The organism is Pseudomonas spirodelae (genome assembly GCF_034653255.1).
GTDB lineage: Bacteria > Pseudomonadota > Gammaproteobacteria > Pseudomonadales > Pseudomonadaceae > Aquipseudomonas > Aquipseudomonas spirodelae.
The window spans coordinates 26,749-41,814 of sequence record NZ_JAYEET010000054.1 but is presented as its reverse complement, the minus strand read 5'-3'; the positions used below and the strand labels follow the sequence as shown (position 1 = coordinate 41,814).

Below are 15,066 nucleotides of genomic sequence, written 5' to 3'. Positions count from 1 at the left end.
GCAAGTATCGGGCTTTGGCGATTATGGCCACCTCACCCCGCTGCGCCGCCTCATCCGCTTCCTGTTCGTCAGGCCAGCATTTTGCCTCGGGCTTCCTTCAGATTCGCAGTCGCCCGCGACACCCTTGCCTTCAGCTAACACTTCCCCTTGCCGGGTGTGTAGAGGACTTTCACCTCCAAGTCGCCAGGCTCACCACCACAGTGAACCCGACAGCGCCAGTCACGGCGCTACGCGCCATGCCTGGCGCACCATAAAAAGGCCACCCCTAGGGGTGGCCTTTTTTGTTGCTGATCGCGCCCAGGATCAAATCGAGAAACGCGCCACCAATGCATTCAAGTCCACCGCCAGGCGCGACAACTCCTGACTGGCCGCACTGGTCTGGTTGGCCCCGGCCGAAGACTGCATCGACAGGTCGCGGATATTCACCAGGTTACGGTCCACCTCACGGGCCACCTGCGCCTGCTCTTCGGAAGCGCTAGCGATCACCAGGTTACGTTCGTTGATTTGCGAAATAGCTGCAGTAATTTCTTCCAGCGCCTGGCCGGCGGCCTTGGCTACATCCAGCGTCGAACGCGCCCGACTGTTGCTGGTTTGCATAGCATTAACCGCCTTGTCGGTGCCCTGCTGAATGCCGCTGACCATTTGCTCGATCTCTTGAGTCGATTGCTGAGTACGATGCGCCAGGGCACGTACCTCATCGGCCACTACGGCAAAACCGCGCCCTGCTTCACCGGCTCGCGCCGCTTCAATGGCTGCGTTGAGTGCGAGCAAGTTGGTCTGTTCGGCAATCGAACGGATCACGTCCAGCACTTTGCTGATATCGCGTACCTGACCAGCCAACTGCTCGACTTCCGAAGCGGTATGAGTCACGTCATCAGCCAAACTGGTGATCGAGTCGACAGTCTGACGCACCTGCTCGCGACCATGCTGAGCCGTGCGATTGGACTCACTGGAGGCTTCCGAGGTGCTCACGGCGTTGCGCGCCACCTCTTCCACGGCGCTGGTCATTTCATTGACTGCCGTAGCTGCCTGCTCGATTTCGTTGTTTTGCTGGTGCAGACCGCGGGTCGAATCCTCGGTCACCGCACTGAGTTCCTCTGACGCCGAGGCCAGTTGCGTAGATGAGTCGGAGATATTCTGAATGGTACTGCGCAGACTCTGCTGCATACTTTTCAAAGCACCCAGCAAACGTGCTGGTTCATCCGAGCCCAGCACATCAATTGGCTGGGTCAAATTACCGCTCGCCACTGTCTCAGCAACCCTAACCGCTTCGGTGAGCGGGCTGACAATACTGCGGGTCAGGAGCAACGCCAGAGCCACAGTCAAGCACAGCGCCAGCACTATCATCACGACCACCCACAAGCGCGCGCTGGCAAATATCTCATCGGCCAGATGGGTCGCAGCACTAGCACCCGTACGGTTAAGTTCTAAAAGCTCGACAAGGGCCTTAGCCATGGTGTCGGCGTAGCCATTTATCGGCCCATTGAACAAAGCCGCAGCACTATCCAGATCACTCTGGCGCACCGCTGCGATGACCTTTTCCTGTTCTTCCAGATACGCCTTTTCGGCCTGCCTGAAGCGCTCGTAGACAGTCTCTTCTTCTGCGTTAGAAATTAGCTTTTGATAGGTGCTTTCCGATTCAGTCAATGATTTCCGGAGTTCTTCAGCGTTTGCAAGGCTCGTACGCATCATGGCTTCATCACTGATGATTACTAAGCGCATGGTCAGCGCCCGAAGACGGAGAACCTGCTGGTTAATCTCACCGAGGCTCAAGATGCTGGGTAACCAATTTTCGTTTATCTGCTGCGACTGCTTGCGCATTTCGCCCATCTGCTGCAAAGAAAAGCTGCCAAGTAGCAGAACCAGTACTGCAACCAAGCCGAACCCGAGCGACGCCCGAGGGGCGATATTGAGGTTTCTGAGATTCATCGAGGCAGTCCCTTTTTAATATTTAGTTGAAGTGTCAGCCGCACAAAGTCTTTAGATTTAAAGTCGCCCCGCAACATGACGAAAGATGTAACTAACCATACTAGCGACTGAAATACGGGTTTCTTTAATTTAGACAATAAAAAGCCGAGCATGGGCTCGGCTTTGCAGGTATCACTCTAGTCTATTAACGCACGATAAACCGCTGTTCTAACAATTTCCGGTCATCCTGAAACACCATAAAGCGCCACTCGCCGGGCACCACTTCATGCGCTTCAGTGAACTCGAATGCCATTACATCTTGCGGCGCACCGGGCACCAACTTTTGCGTCACCACAAATTTGTCATGACGCTTACCGTCCGGCGTAACCACCCCTGGCGTGAGGTACAGCAGGGTCAGCGGTGACTCCGTAGCGACCTTACCCGCTAAGGTGTAACGCATACCAAACTTGGTACCCAGCTTGGCCGGAATCACTTCAGTGGGCTCGATTTGCTGATTACTGCGGGTCAGCACTCGCTCACCGGCCTGGAAGTCCTGATAATCGCTGGCGAAAACACCGTGCTCGACCGGGCCGTCTACCCGGACTTCGGCCTGTACCAGGCTGCTGATCAACATAAGTGCGGCTAGGCTGCTGAAACGGCTGTATTGCATGTCGCGCTCCTTTTTTAGATGAGCGCGAGCCTATGACACCCGTGTGACAGCCCGATGACAGACCTACTCAGTAAGCTCGGCCTGCACACGACGCGGCAGCACCGCGAGGAAGTTGTCGTGCGCCACTTGATGCGCGACCGTTTCTGGCAAAGCATCGAGAAACGGTTTGAAGCCGGTCATAGAGTCAGCCAGGCTATCAAAACGCCCCACCACATCGGAACCGAGCATAAAGCGCGCCGGGTAGCTGCTGACCAGTTTCACCCAGGCTGCATCAGGCTTGCCGTCGGCATCTAGCAAATAAGGCTGGAGCATGGTCCAGGACAGATCGACATACAGGTTGGGGTACTGCTTGAGCATCCGTTCGAGAGTAGGCAAAAGGAAATCCAGCTTTTCCTGGTGCCGATGAATTTCCATGCTTGTTCCAGCATGCGCCCAGATAAACCGTACATGCGGATGGTTGCGCAGCGGCTCCTCGATTTCCTGCAGATACAGCGGGTTACGTTCACGCTTGGAGGTGATATTGGAATGCAGCATCACCGGCAGATCGTACTCAGCGGCCAGGTGAAAAACCCGCGCGAGGGCCTCGTTATTAGCCCGTGGGACATCGCCGTGAATCAGTGCGGTCAAATCGTCATGCCTAGTGAATATCTCGCCGATGCCCTGCCACAGGCCAGGGTCGAGTTCGAGCATGCGACGGATATGTGCATCGGCATTCTTATCGTTCGGGTTAAAGCCTGAGAGAAATGGATGCAGGCGCTTGCGCTGCTCAGCTGGTACTTGCTTGTAGGCATGCGCCACCAGAACATCGGTGGCGCTGTACCAATAGGCATTGGCATCATCACCGGCGTAATAACGGGGCCGCTTGGGCTCGTTCTCGTGCCATTTCTTCGCCACCGGAATACCCGAGAGCATCACATGCTCAATATTGCCGGCGGCCATCTGCTCAAACAGCTCGGTTGCCCCGGCGCTTTCCTGGAAAAAATCCACGTAGTGCAGGTGCGCATCGCTGTAGCGATAATCCCGGGCCACAGCCAGCGGGCTGCAAATGCCAACGAGAACAGCAAGACTCAGCGCAAGTCGTTTCAAACCCCAACCCTCTTGAAGACGTGAGTGCAATTGACTCACTACACTGTTGCCAAGTTCAGAAACCAGGATTAAAGCAGATACCTTCTGCCCCCATAGTTTCAGCCACAGGAGCTTCAATGATCCGCATCAGTAATGAAAAAGGCCTGCTGCAGCGCATCGATATTGGCCCGCATACCCTGCACAGCGATGTGGCGGTGGAACTGGGCGGCGAAGGTTCGGCACCCGATCCGCATGACTTGTTCGATGCATCCTTGGGCGCTTGTAAAGCCCTGACACTTGCGCTTTATGCCAAGCAAAAAGGGTTGCCACTGACCGGATTGGACGTGCAACTGACCCGTGATAACACTCAGGAACGCCAAGGCGTTTACGGCTTAAATGTCGAGCTGACCTTGCATGGTGCCCTGAACGATGCACAACGCCAGCAACTGCTGCGCATTGCTGACAAGTGCCCGATTCACAAGCTGATGACCAGCAGCGAAGTTCAGGTCAGCACTCAGCTAAGCGAGGGCGTGTAATGAGCGACTTTCTGCTGATCCAACCGCGCCCGGAAAACCTCGGCGGACAACCTATCCTGCGCCCCCTGCCTTCGGCTAAGTGCCGCAGCGTCGGGCCGTTCGTGTTCTTCGACCATATTCTGGAACACACCTACCCGGCCGGTAGCGGCATGAATATCAACCAGCACCCGCATATCGGCCTGTCCACCCTCACCTACCTGTTCGAGGGGCAATTGCAGCACAAGGACAGCCTCGGCTCGAATCAACTAGTCAGCCCCGGCGAAGTCAGCTGGATGACCGCAGGCCATGCTGTAGCGCATGTCGAGCGCACACCACAGACTCTGTGGGAAAACGGCTCGCACATGCATGGCCTGCAGGTGTGGTTGGCCATGCCCACAGAGCATGAGCAAGGCGAACCCAGTTACAGCCATCATCTCGCCAGCAGCTTGCCGCGCAGTACCAGCATGGGCGTGGACATCTGCCTGATTGCCGGCAGCGGCTTCTGCCTGCAATCGCCGGTGCCGGTGCTGTCCCCAACGATCTATGCCGAGATCAAGCTGGCCGCAGGCAGCGCGCTGCAAATTCCCGCCGAACATGCCGAACGCGCGCTGTACCTGATTGACGGCGAGGCCACACTGGACGATCAGAAACTGCCGCTGCGTGGCTTGCTGGTGCTGCCCGAAGGCGAGACTTACACCCTCAGCGCCTGCAGCGAGAGCCACTTGGTGTTGATTGGCGGCGCGCCAATTGGTCCACGGCGGATCAACTGGAACTTCGTCGCCAGCGACCAGGCCCTGATCGACCAAGCCCGCCAGCGCTGGGCCGCACAAGACTGGCCAACAGTGCCGGGCGAAACCGAACGAATCGAACTGCCACGCTGACAGAGAATATTTGTTGCACTCACGCGACATCCAAACAGGTCGCACTCGGGTATAACCTTTGGCACGCTCACACACTCAGGAACCCGGTGCATGGCGCAGCCGCTGTTTGATTACGAAAGCCATCTGGAAGCCTGTGCTCAGCAGGACGAACGCGCATTCCAGGCGCTCTACCAACAGGAGGCCGCGCAGATGCTCGGGTTGGCCATCACTCTGCTCGGCCGTCGTGATCAAGCCGAAGACTGTGTGCACGATGCCTTTGTGCAAGTCTGGCGCAACGCTCAGCGTTTTCAGCGGGCACTTGGCAGTGGTCGCGCGTGGATCTACAGCATCCTGCGCTACCGCGCGCTGAACCAGCTACGTAGCCGGGGTCGCACGGTTGAGATGGATGACGACTTTATCGAACGCGCCGCCGACGACAGCCCGCAGGCCGCCGAACTGCTGGAACAACAAGGCGAACATCAGCAACTGCGCCGCTGCCTGCAGGGCATCGAACGAAATCGCCGTCACCCGATCCTGCTGGCCTTCTATCGCGGCCTGACCCATGAACAAATCGCCAACCGCCTGACCACCCCGCTGGGCACCATCAAAGGCCGTATCCGCGCCGGATTGCGCGCGCTGCAGGAGTGTTTGCACGCATGATTACGCAGCAACCTGCCGAACGCCGCGCATTAATCGGCGAATACGTCCTGGGCCTGCTCGATGAGGCCGAAGCCGCTGAAGTGCGCGAGCTGATTGAGAGCGACAGCGAAGCCGCGCAAATGGCCCTGCAGTGGCAGCAGCACTTTCTTGAGCTAAGCGACCAATTGCCGCCACAAACACCCTCAGCGCAATTGTGGCAACGCCTGCAGGATAGCCTCGGTCTGATGCCAGCCGTCAGCCGCGTCAACAGCTGGCAGGCCTGGTGGCAGAGCCTGACCACCTGGCGCCTCACCAGCGCCGCCCTGGCGTTCGCCCTGATCATCGCCGTGCTGCCTGATCTATGGCGCACGGATACTGCCGCCAACAGCTACACCGTAGTCCTGCAAGCGCCAGGTGAGGCGGCTAAACCAGGTTGGGTGGTGCATGTCGACGACACTGGCGGCTTGCGTTTGCAACCATTGTTGGAAGATCAGATTCCGGCCGATCGTTCTGTGCAGTTCTGGACTCTGATTGACCCAGCCATCGGCCCGCGCTCACTCGGCCTGGTCGAACCAGGTAAACCGCTGCAACTGTCTGCCGAACAGATTGGCGCGGTACAACCCGGCCAGCTGTTCGAGCTGACCCTGGAACCGGCCGGCGGCTCGCCGAAGGACCGCCCAACCGGCAAGGTGCTGTATATCGGCCGCGCGGTAATGGCTTCAGTCAACTGAGGCTATTTTTAAAAAACTGAATTTATTTTCAGGCGGCGACATCCAGACGTTCTCTCGTGGGTATAGCTATCAGGTGTTTCATCGAGGCACCTGCAAGGCAGGCGATGTTCGGCCTTGCATCGATGCTGGATAACCACAGATGAGAGAACGCATATGAACAGCCTCAATACCCTGCTGACCGCTGCCGTTACCACTGCAACCCTCAGCCTCGCCGCTGGCACTGCCAGCGCAGCAACCTTACTGGCCCTGGGCGCCGACGGTCAGCTGTTCAAGATCGACAGCGCCAGCCAGAAAATCACCGCGACCATGTCTGTCAGCAGCCCAAGCCCACTGCGTGGCATCGATGTACGCCCGGCCAACGGCATGCTCTATGCGCTGGGCGGTGACAATCAGCTCTACACCCTGGACCTGAGCACTGGCGCAGCCAGCAAGGTCGCCAGCCTGAACAAGCCGCTGCCAGGCAGCGGTCAGGCGGTCATCGACTTCAACCCGGTGGCTGACAAACTGCGCATGCTGGCCGCCGACGGCACCAACTTCCGCGTCAATGTCGAAACCGGTGAAGTAACGGTCGATGGTTCAGTGGCCTACGCCGCTGACAGCGCCTATGCAGGCAAACGTGCACAAGTGGTGGCTGGGGCCTACACCAACTCCTATGCCGGCACCCAGGCGACGTCGCTGTACAACGTCGACCTGGCCAGCAGCAGCCTGATGCTGCAAAACCCGCCAAACGATGGCATCCAGCAAGTGGTTGGCATGGTCGCCGAGGGTTTTAAAAACGCCGCGATGGACATCGCCAGCGACGGCAAAGGCGGCAACACCGCCTACCTGCTGACCGGCACCACGCTGCATACCGTGGACCTGGCCAGCGGCAAGCCAATGACGCTAGGTGATGTTGCCGGCCTGCCGGGCAATATCATTGATATCGCCGTACTGCCGGGCATGTAAGCAACGATGCGGGAAGGCCACCCGGCCTTCCCGTTCACGGTTTATTTGGCAAAGGTTTCATCGAAAAGATTATCCATGGCCTTGAACGCGCGAGCTGCCACCAGCGGGTGGTATTCATTGCGCCCTGGCACATTGGCCTCCGGGTTGGTGAAGGAATGCACCGCGCCGCCGTAGCTGACCAATTGCCAATCGGTTTTAGCCGCTTTCATCTCCGTAATAAAGCCATCGACCTGCTCCTGCGGCACTGCCGGGTCATCCGCGCCGTGCAGCACCAACACCGGTGCTTTGATGTTTTTCGCATCGTCCGGATTCGGTGTGTCCAGGTTGCCATGGAACGACACAAAGCCTTTCAGCTGCGCACCAGAACGGGCCAGTTCCAGTACGGTTCCGCCACCAAAGCAGAAACCGATAGCGCCTAGCCGCGTGGTATCCAATGGCACCTGCCCGGCCTGCGCTTTGAGCACCTCAACCGCCGCCTGCGCCCGCTTGCGCATCAGCGGTCTATCGCTGCGCACCGTCGTGGCAGCGACCTTGGCTTCATCGGCATTAGTCGGACGAATAGCTTTGCCGTACATGTCGGCAACGAATATGACGTATTTGTCGCCAGCCAGCAGCGCGGCCTTGGTGGCTGCGTTTTCACTAACGCCCATCCAGTTAGGCACCATCAGCAGACCCGGACGCGGCGTAGTGACTGCATCGTCATAGACCATCAGGCCTTCAAAGGCTTCGCCGTCAATTTCATACGGCACCGGTTTGACCACTACGGCCGCATCGGCCATGCCGATCATTCCAGCGCATAACAGGGGCAATAGACGTTTCGTAGGCATGGCGATTTCCTAATGGACGTGAGCAGAACATCAACCATAGTCCGCCGCATCCGGATGACCAAGCGCAGCAGCAGACAGCACACCGGGCAAAGGTTTCAGCCTGTTGCGGAACTACGCTTGCTCCGCCCAACGCGCGTTGATTTCCACAATCGCCGGCAACGGCTGAATGAGCAGCTCGTCCCACCTATCAATCAGCCACCGAACAAACCCTCAGTGGCTGAGGCCGCGCGCTACAGCCGCTCACCGCGTAACGCCGCCACCTGCGACTGCAGCAGTTCGCGCTTGACCGCTTCGGGTACTACCGGCGCACCAGCCACCAGGGTGATGCGTGACCACAAACGCTTAAACAATCCCTTGTGCGGGTCACGGCTGAAAAAGCTGCCCCACAAACCCTGCAGCGCCATGGGGATCACCGGCACTGGGTTCTGAGCAATGATCTGTTCGATGCCGGCCTTGAACTCATTGAGCTCGCCATCAGTGGTCAGCTTGCCTTCCGGGAAGATGCACACCACTTCGCCATTGCGCAGGTATTCGGCGATTTTCTTGAACGCGGCGTCGTAGATCAGCAGGTCTTCGTTACGCCCGGCAATCGGTACTGTGCCGGCGGTACGGAAGATAAAATTGAGCACCGGCAAGTTGTAGATCTTGTAGTACATGACAAACCTTACCGGCCGGCGCACCGCGCCGCCGATCAGCAGCGCGTCGACAAACGACACGTGGTTGCACACCAGCACCGCCGCGCCTTCCTCAGGAATCGCCTCCAGCCCCTTGTGCTCAACCCGGTACATCGAGTGGCTGAGCAGCCAGATCATAAAGCGCATGCTGAATTCGGGGACGATCTTGAAGATGTAGCTGTTGACCGCGATGTTCATCAGCGAAATGGTCAAAAACAGCTGCGGAATCGATAACTCGGCGACGCTGAGAAAGAGGATCGAGGCAATAGCCGAAGCCACCATAAACAGCGCGTTAAGAATGTTATTGGCGGCGATCACCCGCGCCCGCTCATGCTCCACCGTGCGCGACTGGATCAGTGCATACAGCGGCACGATATAGAAGCCGCCAAACAAGCCGATGCCAAGAATAGAACCGAGAATCCACCACGCCTGGCTGTAGCTCAACACCGTCAGCCAGTCATGCGCCACTGCGCCCTCGGGGAAGTCACCGGAAAACCACCACAGCAAAATACCGAATAGCGTGAGGCCAATTGAGCCGAAGGGCACCAGGCCAATTTCCACCTTGTGCCCGCTCATGCGCTCGCACAGCATCGAGCCCAGGCCAATGCCCAGAGAAAATACGGTGAGGATCAAGGTGACCACGCTTTCATCGCCATACAGCCACTCTTTGGCATAGGCCGGAATCTGCGTCAGGTATACCGCCCCCAGAAACCAGAACCAGGAGTTGCCCACCAGCGAGCGCGACACCGCCGGGCGCTGGCCCAGCCCCAGCTTCATGATCAACCAAGACTGGCGCAGGATATTCCAGTCCAGCTTGAGTTCTGGCATGGCTGCAGCCGCAGCGGGAATCCCCCGGCTGGCCAGATAACCAAGCACGGCTACCAACACTACGCAGGCCGCGACAATAGACGCATAACCGCTGCTGGCCATGATGATGCCTGCGCCAATGGTGCCGGCGAGGATGGCCAGGAAGGTGCCCATTTCCACCAAAGCGTTGCCACCCACCAGCTCTTGTTCCTCAAGGTGCTGCGGCAGAATCGAATACTTTACCGGGCCGAACAGCGCCGACTGCGTGCCCATTGCAAACAGCACCGCGAGCATCATTGGTAGGTTGCCGAGCAGCACCCCGGCTGCGCCCAACAACATAATCACGATCTCGGCGAACTTGATCTTGCGGATCAGCGCGTCCTTGGCAAACTTCTCGCCAAACTGCCCGCCAAGGGCCGAGAACAGAAAGAACGGCAGGATAAACAGCAAGGCGCAGAGGTTGATCAGCAAGGCCTTGTCGGTGCCCGAACTGATCTTGAACAGAATGGCGAGAATCAGTGATTGCTTGAAGATGTTGTCGTTGAAGGCGCCCAACAGCTGGGTGATGAAAAACGGTAAAAAGCGTTTTTTACCCAGCAATGCGAATTGTGATTGTTCGGTCATCGTCCGTGTACCTGTCTGCGAGGTGGTCAGGCATTTGACTGCAAGAACACCCGACAAAGCCACAGCCACGCGCACTTTTTGCTGCACCCTCAGCAAATTAGCGGCGCCTACAACGGCAATTGCCCCAGCAATCCGCGCAGCACAAAGAACACCAACAAACCGCCACCAATAGTGGCCAGCAAGTGCCGCGTCAGGGCCGCGATGGCAATAGTCGCCACCCCCGCCAGCAGATAGGCATTGTGCAGATTGAATGCCCACTGCTGGCCATCAGGTATCAGCATGCCCGGCAACACAATCGCACTCAGCACCGCCGTCGGCACATAGTGCAGCCCCTGGCGCACCAGCGGCGGGAAACGCAGCGTCGGAAAGGCAAACAGGCTGTAGCGAATGGCAAAGGTAATCAGCGCCATGCCAAGAATCAGCAACCAGATATCCATCACGCGCCCTCCCCAGCAGCCAAGGGCGCTTGCCGCCGCTCCAGCAAGACGCCAATCGCAATACCACTGAGCGCAGCGGCCATCAGCCCCAGCTTGTAGGGCCAGCTATGGCACAACAGCGCCACGGCGCCCGCGACCAATGCTGCGGCAATCTGTGGCTGGCTGCGCAGGGCCGGCACGACGATGCCAATAAAGGTCGCCAGCATGGCGAAATCCAGCCCCCAGCCTGCCAGGTTCGGCACGCTCTGACCAAACAGTGCACCGACCAGCGAACTGCCGACCCACGATACATACAACGCCAGTGCCACCCCCGCGTGGTACCACTGGCCATGCTCGGCCATGCCGCGCGCCAGGTAACGGCGCTGCACCACAGCAAAGGTTTCATCGGTCAGGCCGAATGCCAATGGCACCCGCCAGCGCTGCGCGAGCGGCCCCACATAAGGTTGCAGCGCCGCGCTGTAGAGCACATGGCGCAGGTTGACGACCAAGGTGGTGAGCAGAATCACCACGGCCCCGCTGCCCAGTGTCAGCAGGCTGATGGCAATAAATTGCGCAGACCCGGCATACACCAACAACGACATGCCCAGCGCCTGCCCGAGGCTCAGCCCGGCCAGGCTGGCCAACGCACCGTAGATCAAACCGAACGGCAGAATACCGACGATCATTGGAATACTGTCGCGACTACCATAGAGAAAATGCTGCAAACGGCCCATGCGCCCTCCTTTAGCAGGACAGCCTGCCGCATCTCAGCCTCAGCGTCTTGAACAATCTTGCGCATCATCCCAGCCAGACACTGATTTGCCGCAACACAGCCTGGGGCGCACTGGCTAAACTGCCCACATTATTTACCCAGGACGCGCTAATGCCGGAAGCTCTCGACACCTTGCTGAATTTTGCCAGCGCCTTGGCCGCTGGCCTTTTGATTGGTGCCGAGCGCGGCTGGCAGGGACGCAATAGCGACGACTCACAGCTAGTTGCGGGGATTCGCAGCTTTGCCCTGAGCAGCCTGCTTGGCGCCTTTGCCATGCTGCTCAGCGAGCACTTTGGCGTCATCGCCTGGGCGGTGATCTTTGCCGGCTTTGCCGTCCTGGTGGTGGCGTCTTACTTTGGCGAGCTGAAACGCTTGGGCGACATGGGCCTGACCAGCGAAGTGGCGCTGCTGATCACCTTCCTCCTCGGCAGCCTGTCCATGGCCGGGTACGCCGGCGTCGCGGCAGCAGGTGCGGTGGCGGTAGCACTGCTATTGAGCCTCAAGCAATCCTTGCACAGCGCCCTGCAGCGACTCAGCGAGGCGGAACTCTCCGGCGCGCTGAAGCTGCTGTTTATTTCCCTGGTGCTACTGCCGGCGCTGCCCAATCAGGGCTACGGCCCTTGGCAGGTATTCAACCCCTACGCCATCTGGTGGATGGTGGTGCTGATCGCCAGCATCGGTTTTGCCGCCTATGTGGCGATCCGCCTGGTGGGCATGCGCAGTGGCCTGCTGATCACCTCATTGCTCGGCGGCATGGTCTCCTCCACCGCCATGACCATAACCCTGGCGCGACTGGCGGCAGGGCGTAACCTGCAAGCGATTCTGGCCTGTGGCCTGCTCGCCACCTCAGCCCTGATGTTTCCGCGCATTCTGCTGGAAGTCGGCCTGGTTAACGCCAGCCTATTGCCACAGCTGGCCTGGCCACTGGGCGTCGCCACCTTGGTATACGCCAGCGGTGCGTTGCTGTATTTCCGCCGCGCGGGCACAGAGAGCGAGGAAGCGGCCGAGCCACCGCTGAAAAACCCGTTTGAACTAGGGCCAGCCCTGCGTTTTGCCTCGCTGCTAGCATTGATTCTGCTACTGGTTGAAGCGGCGCAGCGCTGGCTCGGCGATGTCGGCGTGTACCTAGTCGCATTGCTCTCGGGGCTGGCCGATGTCGATGCCATCACCCTATCGCTGGCGCGCAGCGCGCAAGGTGACCTCAATGCCCAAGTCGCCGTGCAGGGGATCTTTCTTGCCGCGCTCAGCAACAGCGTGGTCAAAGCCTGCCTCGTCGCGTTGATTGGCGGTCGCAAGCTGGCGCTGATGACCCTGCCAGTTATGGCGGCAGGCCTGCTGGCAGGTGCAGCGGTATTACTGCTGCGTTAAAGCAACGGTGCGCCATAAACCCTCAGACGAGTTGAGCGAACGCTCGCTCAACCGTCAACTCATGCGCCCTACTCTGCCATTTGATCATCCAGCGCCATCACCCCGGCCGCCTGTTCGAGCAGCTCGGTAGGCAAGCTCTTACTGGCGCGGGCGCCCAGCAGCTTGAGGTTTTCCACCCGGCTGATGATATTGCCCCGACCATCACACAGCTTATTGCGGGCCCCGGCATAGGCCTTGTCCAGCTGCTGCAGGCGTGTGCCGACTTCATCCAGGTCCTGGATAAAGGCCACGAACTTGTCGTACAGCGCCCCAGCGCGCTCGGCAATCTCACGGGCGTTCTGGCTTTGCCGCTCCTGGCGCCACAAGCTGTCGATCACCCGTAACGTGGCGAGCAAGGTCGTCGGGCTGACGATCACGATATGTTGGTCGAAAGCCTCCTGAAACAAGCCGGGATCGGCCTGCAGCGCGCAGGCAAAGGCCGCCTCAATCGGCACGAAGAGCAGCACGAAGTCCAGGCTGTGCAAGCCTTCCAGGCGCTGGTAATCCTTGAGTGACAAGCCTTTGAGGTGGCTGCGCAGCGACTGCACATGCTGCTTCAGCGCCTGCTGGCGGCTCGGCTCATCTTCGGCGGCAATAAACTGCTGGTACGCGGTCAGGCTGACCTTGGCATCCACGACTACCTGCTTGTCGCCCGGCAGCTGGATCAGTACATCGGGCTGGAAACGCTCGCCGTCGGCGCTCTTCAGGCTGACCTGGGTCTGGTATTCACGGCCTTTCTCCAGGCCGGCGTGCTCCAGCACCCTTTCGAGCACCAATTCGCCCCAGTTGCCCTGGGTTTTCTGCCCCTTAAGGGCGCGGGTCAGGTTGGTCGCTTCATCCCCCAACCGCTGATTGAGCTGTTGCAAGCGCTCCAGTTCCTTGCCCAGGGAAAAGCGCTCACGAGCTTCCTGCTGGTAGCTTTCTTCCACGCGTTTTTCGAACGACTGGATGCGCTCTTTGAGCGGGTCGAGCAACTGGCCGAGCTGCTGCTGGCTGGTCTCGGCAAAGCGCTGCTCGCGCTCATCGAAGATCTTCCCGGCCAACTCGGCAAACTGCGCACGCAACTCATCGCGTGAGCCTTGCAGATCGCTGAGGCGCTGTTGATGACTGTCCTGCTGTTCTTTGAGTTCAGCACTCAGCGACGCGCGCAATGCATCCAGGCGGCGAATTTCGGCTTCCTGCTGTTCGCGCTGCTGGGTCCAGGACTGTACCGCGTCACGGGCGATCTGCCGTTCCTGCTGCAGCAGCTCAGCCTCGCGGCGCAGCGCCGCCAGTTCAGCCTGTTGATCGGCCTTGATCTCACTGATCTCGGCGATTTCTTCACGGCAATCATCCAACTGCGCCGCCAGGCCGGCCTGGGCCAGTTGCGCATTACTCAGGCGTTCCTGCAGCAAGCTGAATTCCAGCTGCTGGCGCGCCAGGCGGCGTTGCAACGACCACGCGAGATAGATAAGAGGAAGGGCTGCAGCGGCAACGCCGAGCAATGCCGGCGCCAGCGCGGTGGATAGATCGATGGGCATAGGCAGCTCCGCAGAAAAGTACTGGCAGTATAACCAGTACCCTAAACAGAGTCAGAGCTGTTTAAGCAGTTGTTGCGCCTCAAGCGAACCCTGTCCCGCTGCTAATTCCAGCCAATGCCGGGCTTTTTTCGGCTCGTTGTGACGCGACTGGCAATACAACTGACCGAGTTCAAGCTGAGCCCCCACATCACCAGCGCGCGCCGCCTGACGCAGTAACTCAAAGCCCATGCGCCGATCACGCGGATTGCCGCAGTCGCGGCAGAGCAGCTGACCCAAACGGCTTTGTGCCTTCACCACACCTTGCAAAGCAGGTTGCTTGAGCAGTCGACCGGCAAAGCGTTTAACGCTCGGCGCTTCACTCAGGCGCGGGGTGTCTAGCAGCCAGAGCGCAACGCGTGCAGGCAAACGAGGCGTGACAACAGAGTGAGCAGCAGGGATACGAGTAATTACGCGTGGCATAAAAAGCAGAGGTAGCTGGAAAGGCGCGCCACTCTACTCTTATTTTCGCCAAGGTAAAGCCTTGTAAAAAGCGCTAAGCCGCGGTCTAGAGCAAGCGCTTGGCTTAATCCACAAAAGCTGTGGATAACTTAGTGGATAACATGGGGTCAAGCGCCGTTAGCGCTTACCCCATGGGGCCTGAGCTCAAACTGGTGATTTTTTCACCAGTGCAAAAAACTCATATATTT

15 protein-coding genes are annotated in these 15,066 nt (G+C 58.9%); 6 read left to right on the top strand and 9 right to left on the bottom strand.

The window, feature by feature from the left end; translation table 11 throughout:
- Positions 1-303: 303 nt before the first annotated feature.
- The 3 genes from SOP97_RS18005 to SOP97_RS17995 all read right to left on the bottom strand — a co-directional run bounded on the left by SOP97_RS18005 (position 304) and on the right by SOP97_RS17995 (position 3,664).
- Entirely contained in the window at positions 304-1,929 is a 1,626-nt protein-coding gene (locus SOP97_RS18005) for a methyl-accepting chemotaxis protein (protein WP_322950371.1), read from the bottom strand.
- Between the two features lie 184 nt (positions 1,930-2,113).
- Positions 2,114-2,578 (bottom strand): DUF3859 domain-containing protein, encoded by a 465-nt coding sequence (locus SOP97_RS18000; RefSeq protein WP_322950370.1) that lies wholly within the window; start codon positions 2,576-2,578, stop codon positions 2,114-2,116.
- A gap of 63 nt (positions 2,579-2,641) precedes the next feature.
- Positions 2,642-3,664 carry an amidohydrolase family protein gene (locus tag SOP97_RS17995; protein ID WP_322950369.1) on the bottom strand — a complete coding sequence of 341 codons (1,023 nt, stop codon included), beginning with the start codon at positions 3,662-3,664 and terminating at the stop codon, positions 2,642-2,644.
- 116 nt (positions 3,665-3,780) lie between these two features.
- On the opposite strand from SOP97_RS17995, the gene SOP97_RS17990 reads away from it, so the two are divergent.
- The 5 genes from SOP97_RS17990 (at position 3,781) to SOP97_RS17970 (ending at position 7,333) form a co-directional block, all read left to right on the top strand.
- Positions 3,781-4,179, top strand: a complete 399-nt coding sequence (locus SOP97_RS17990) for an OsmC family protein (protein ID WP_322950368.1) — start codon at positions 3,781-3,783, stop codon at positions 4,177-4,179.
- Positions 4,179-5,039 (top strand): pirin family protein, encoded by an 861-nt coding sequence (locus SOP97_RS17985; protein ID WP_322950367.1) that lies wholly within the window; start codon positions 4,179-4,181, stop codon positions 5,037-5,039. The genes SOP97_RS17990 and SOP97_RS17985 overlap by 1 nt, the downstream gene beginning before the upstream one ends.
- 90 nt (positions 5,040-5,129) lie before the next feature.
- A complete protein-coding gene (locus tag SOP97_RS17980) occupies positions 5,130-5,678 on the top strand; it encodes a sigma-70 family RNA polymerase sigma factor (protein ID WP_322950366.1) in 549 nt (182 codons plus the stop codon).
- The gene (locus SOP97_RS17975) at positions 5,675-6,388 is read left to right on the top strand and encodes an anti-sigma factor (protein WP_322950365.1); all 714 of its coding nucleotides are present in this window, start codon (positions 5,675-5,677) and stop codon (positions 6,386-6,388) included. The genes SOP97_RS17980 and SOP97_RS17975 overlap by 4 nt, the downstream gene beginning before the upstream one ends.
- A gap of 153 nt (positions 6,389-6,541) precedes the next feature.
- Positions 6,542-7,333 (top strand): DUF4394 domain-containing protein, encoded by a 792-nt coding sequence (locus tag SOP97_RS17970; protein WP_322950364.1) that lies wholly within the window; start codon positions 6,542-6,544, stop codon positions 7,331-7,333.
- 41 nt (positions 7,334-7,374) lie between these two features.
- Here the strand turns inward: SOP97_RS17970 and SOP97_RS17965 are convergent, their stop codons facing one another.
- From SOP97_RS17965 to SOP97_RS17950, 4 genes are all read right to left on the bottom strand, one after another.
- Positions 7,375-8,160 (bottom strand): dienelactone hydrolase family protein, encoded by a 786-nt coding sequence (locus SOP97_RS17965; RefSeq protein WP_322950363.1) that lies wholly within the window; start codon positions 8,158-8,160, stop codon positions 7,375-7,377.
- Positions 8,161-8,390: 230 nt separating this feature from the next.
- Positions 8,391-10,265 (bottom strand): MFS transporter, encoded by a 1,875-nt coding sequence (locus SOP97_RS17960; protein ID WP_322950362.1) that lies wholly within the window; start codon positions 10,263-10,265, stop codon positions 8,391-8,393.
- A 107-nt stretch (positions 10,266-10,372) separates the two neighbouring features.
- Positions 10,373-10,702 (bottom strand): AzlD domain-containing protein, encoded by a 330-nt coding sequence (locus tag SOP97_RS17955; protein WP_274089360.1) that lies wholly within the window; start codon positions 10,700-10,702, stop codon positions 10,373-10,375.
- Complete coding sequence (locus tag SOP97_RS17950) at positions 10,702-11,415, bottom strand: AzlC family ABC transporter permease (RefSeq protein ID WP_322950361.1); 714 nt, start codon at positions 11,413-11,415, stop codon at positions 10,702-10,704. The genes SOP97_RS17955 and SOP97_RS17950 overlap by 1 nt, the downstream gene beginning before the upstream one ends.
- Before the next feature lie 149 nt (positions 11,416-11,564).
- Between SOP97_RS17950 and SOP97_RS17945 the strand changes: the two genes are divergently transcribed.
- Positions 11,565-12,821: an MgtC/SapB family protein gene (locus tag SOP97_RS17945; RefSeq protein ID WP_322950360.1), complete on the top strand. Its 1,257-nt coding sequence runs from the start codon at positions 11,565-11,567 to the stop codon at positions 12,819-12,821.
- Between the two features lie 68 nt (positions 12,822-12,889).
- Here SOP97_RS17945 and SOP97_RS17940 read toward each other — a convergent pair whose 3' ends face one another.
- Positions 12,890-14,254, bottom strand: a complete 1,365-nt coding sequence (locus SOP97_RS17940) for a DNA recombination protein RmuC (RefSeq protein ID WP_322950373.1) — start codon at positions 14,252-14,254, stop codon at positions 12,890-12,892.
- A 177-nt stretch (positions 14,255-14,431) separates the two neighbouring features.
- Entirely contained in the window at positions 14,432-14,839 is a 408-nt protein-coding gene (locus SOP97_RS17935; RefSeq protein WP_274089357.1) for a tetratricopeptide repeat protein, read from the bottom strand.
- Positions 14,840-15,066 lie beyond the last annotated feature (227 nt).

Bases quoted from the DNA above. Each gene is read 5' to 3' on its own strand.
- SOP97_RS17960 (WP_322950362.1), bottom strand. From the start codon at position 10,265: ATGACCGAACAATCACAATTCGCATTGCTGGGTAAAAAACGCTTTTTA.
- SOP97_RS17935 (WP_274089357.1), bottom strand. From the start codon at position 14,839: ATGCCACGCGTAATTACTCGTATCCCTGCTGCTCACTCTGTTGTCACG.
- SOP97_RS18005 (WP_322950371.1), bottom strand. From the start codon at position 1,929: ATGAATCTCAGAAACCTCAATATCGCCCCTCGGGCGTCGCTCGGGTTC.
- SOP97_RS17980 (WP_322950366.1), top strand. From the start codon at position 5,130: ATGGCGCAGCCGCTGTTTGATTACGAAAGCCATCTGGAAGCCTGTGCT.
- SOP97_RS17945 (WP_322950360.1), top strand. From the start codon at position 11,565: ATGCCGGAAGCTCTCGACACCTTGCTGAATTTTGCCAGCGCCTTGGCC.
- SOP97_RS17985 (WP_322950367.1), top strand. From the start codon at position 4,179: ATGAGCGACTTTCTGCTGATCCAACCGCGCCCGGAAAACCTCGGCGGA.
- SOP97_RS17975 (WP_322950365.1), top strand. From the start codon at position 5,675: ATGATTACGCAGCAACCTGCCGAACGCCGCGCATTAATCGGCGAATAC.
- SOP97_RS17970 (WP_322950364.1), top strand. From the start codon at position 6,542: ATGAACAGCCTCAATACCCTGCTGACCGCTGCCGTTACCACTGCAACC.
- SOP97_RS17950 (WP_322950361.1), bottom strand. From the start codon at position 11,415: ATGGGCCGTTTGCAGCATTTTCTCTATGGTAGTCGCGACAGTATTCCA.
- SOP97_RS17955 (WP_274089360.1), bottom strand. From the start codon at position 10,702: ATGGATATCTGGTTGCTGATTCTTGGCATGGCGCTGATTACCTTTGCC.
- SOP97_RS17990 (WP_322950368.1), top strand. From the start codon at position 3,781: ATGATCCGCATCAGTAATGAAAAAGGCCTGCTGCAGCGCATCGATATT.
- SOP97_RS17965 (WP_322950363.1), bottom strand. From the start codon at position 8,160: ATGCCTACGAAACGTCTATTGCCCCTGTTATGCGCTGGAATGATCGGC.
- SOP97_RS18000 (WP_322950370.1), bottom strand. From the start codon at position 2,578: ATGCAATACAGCCGTTTCAGCAGCCTAGCCGCACTTATGTTGATCAGC.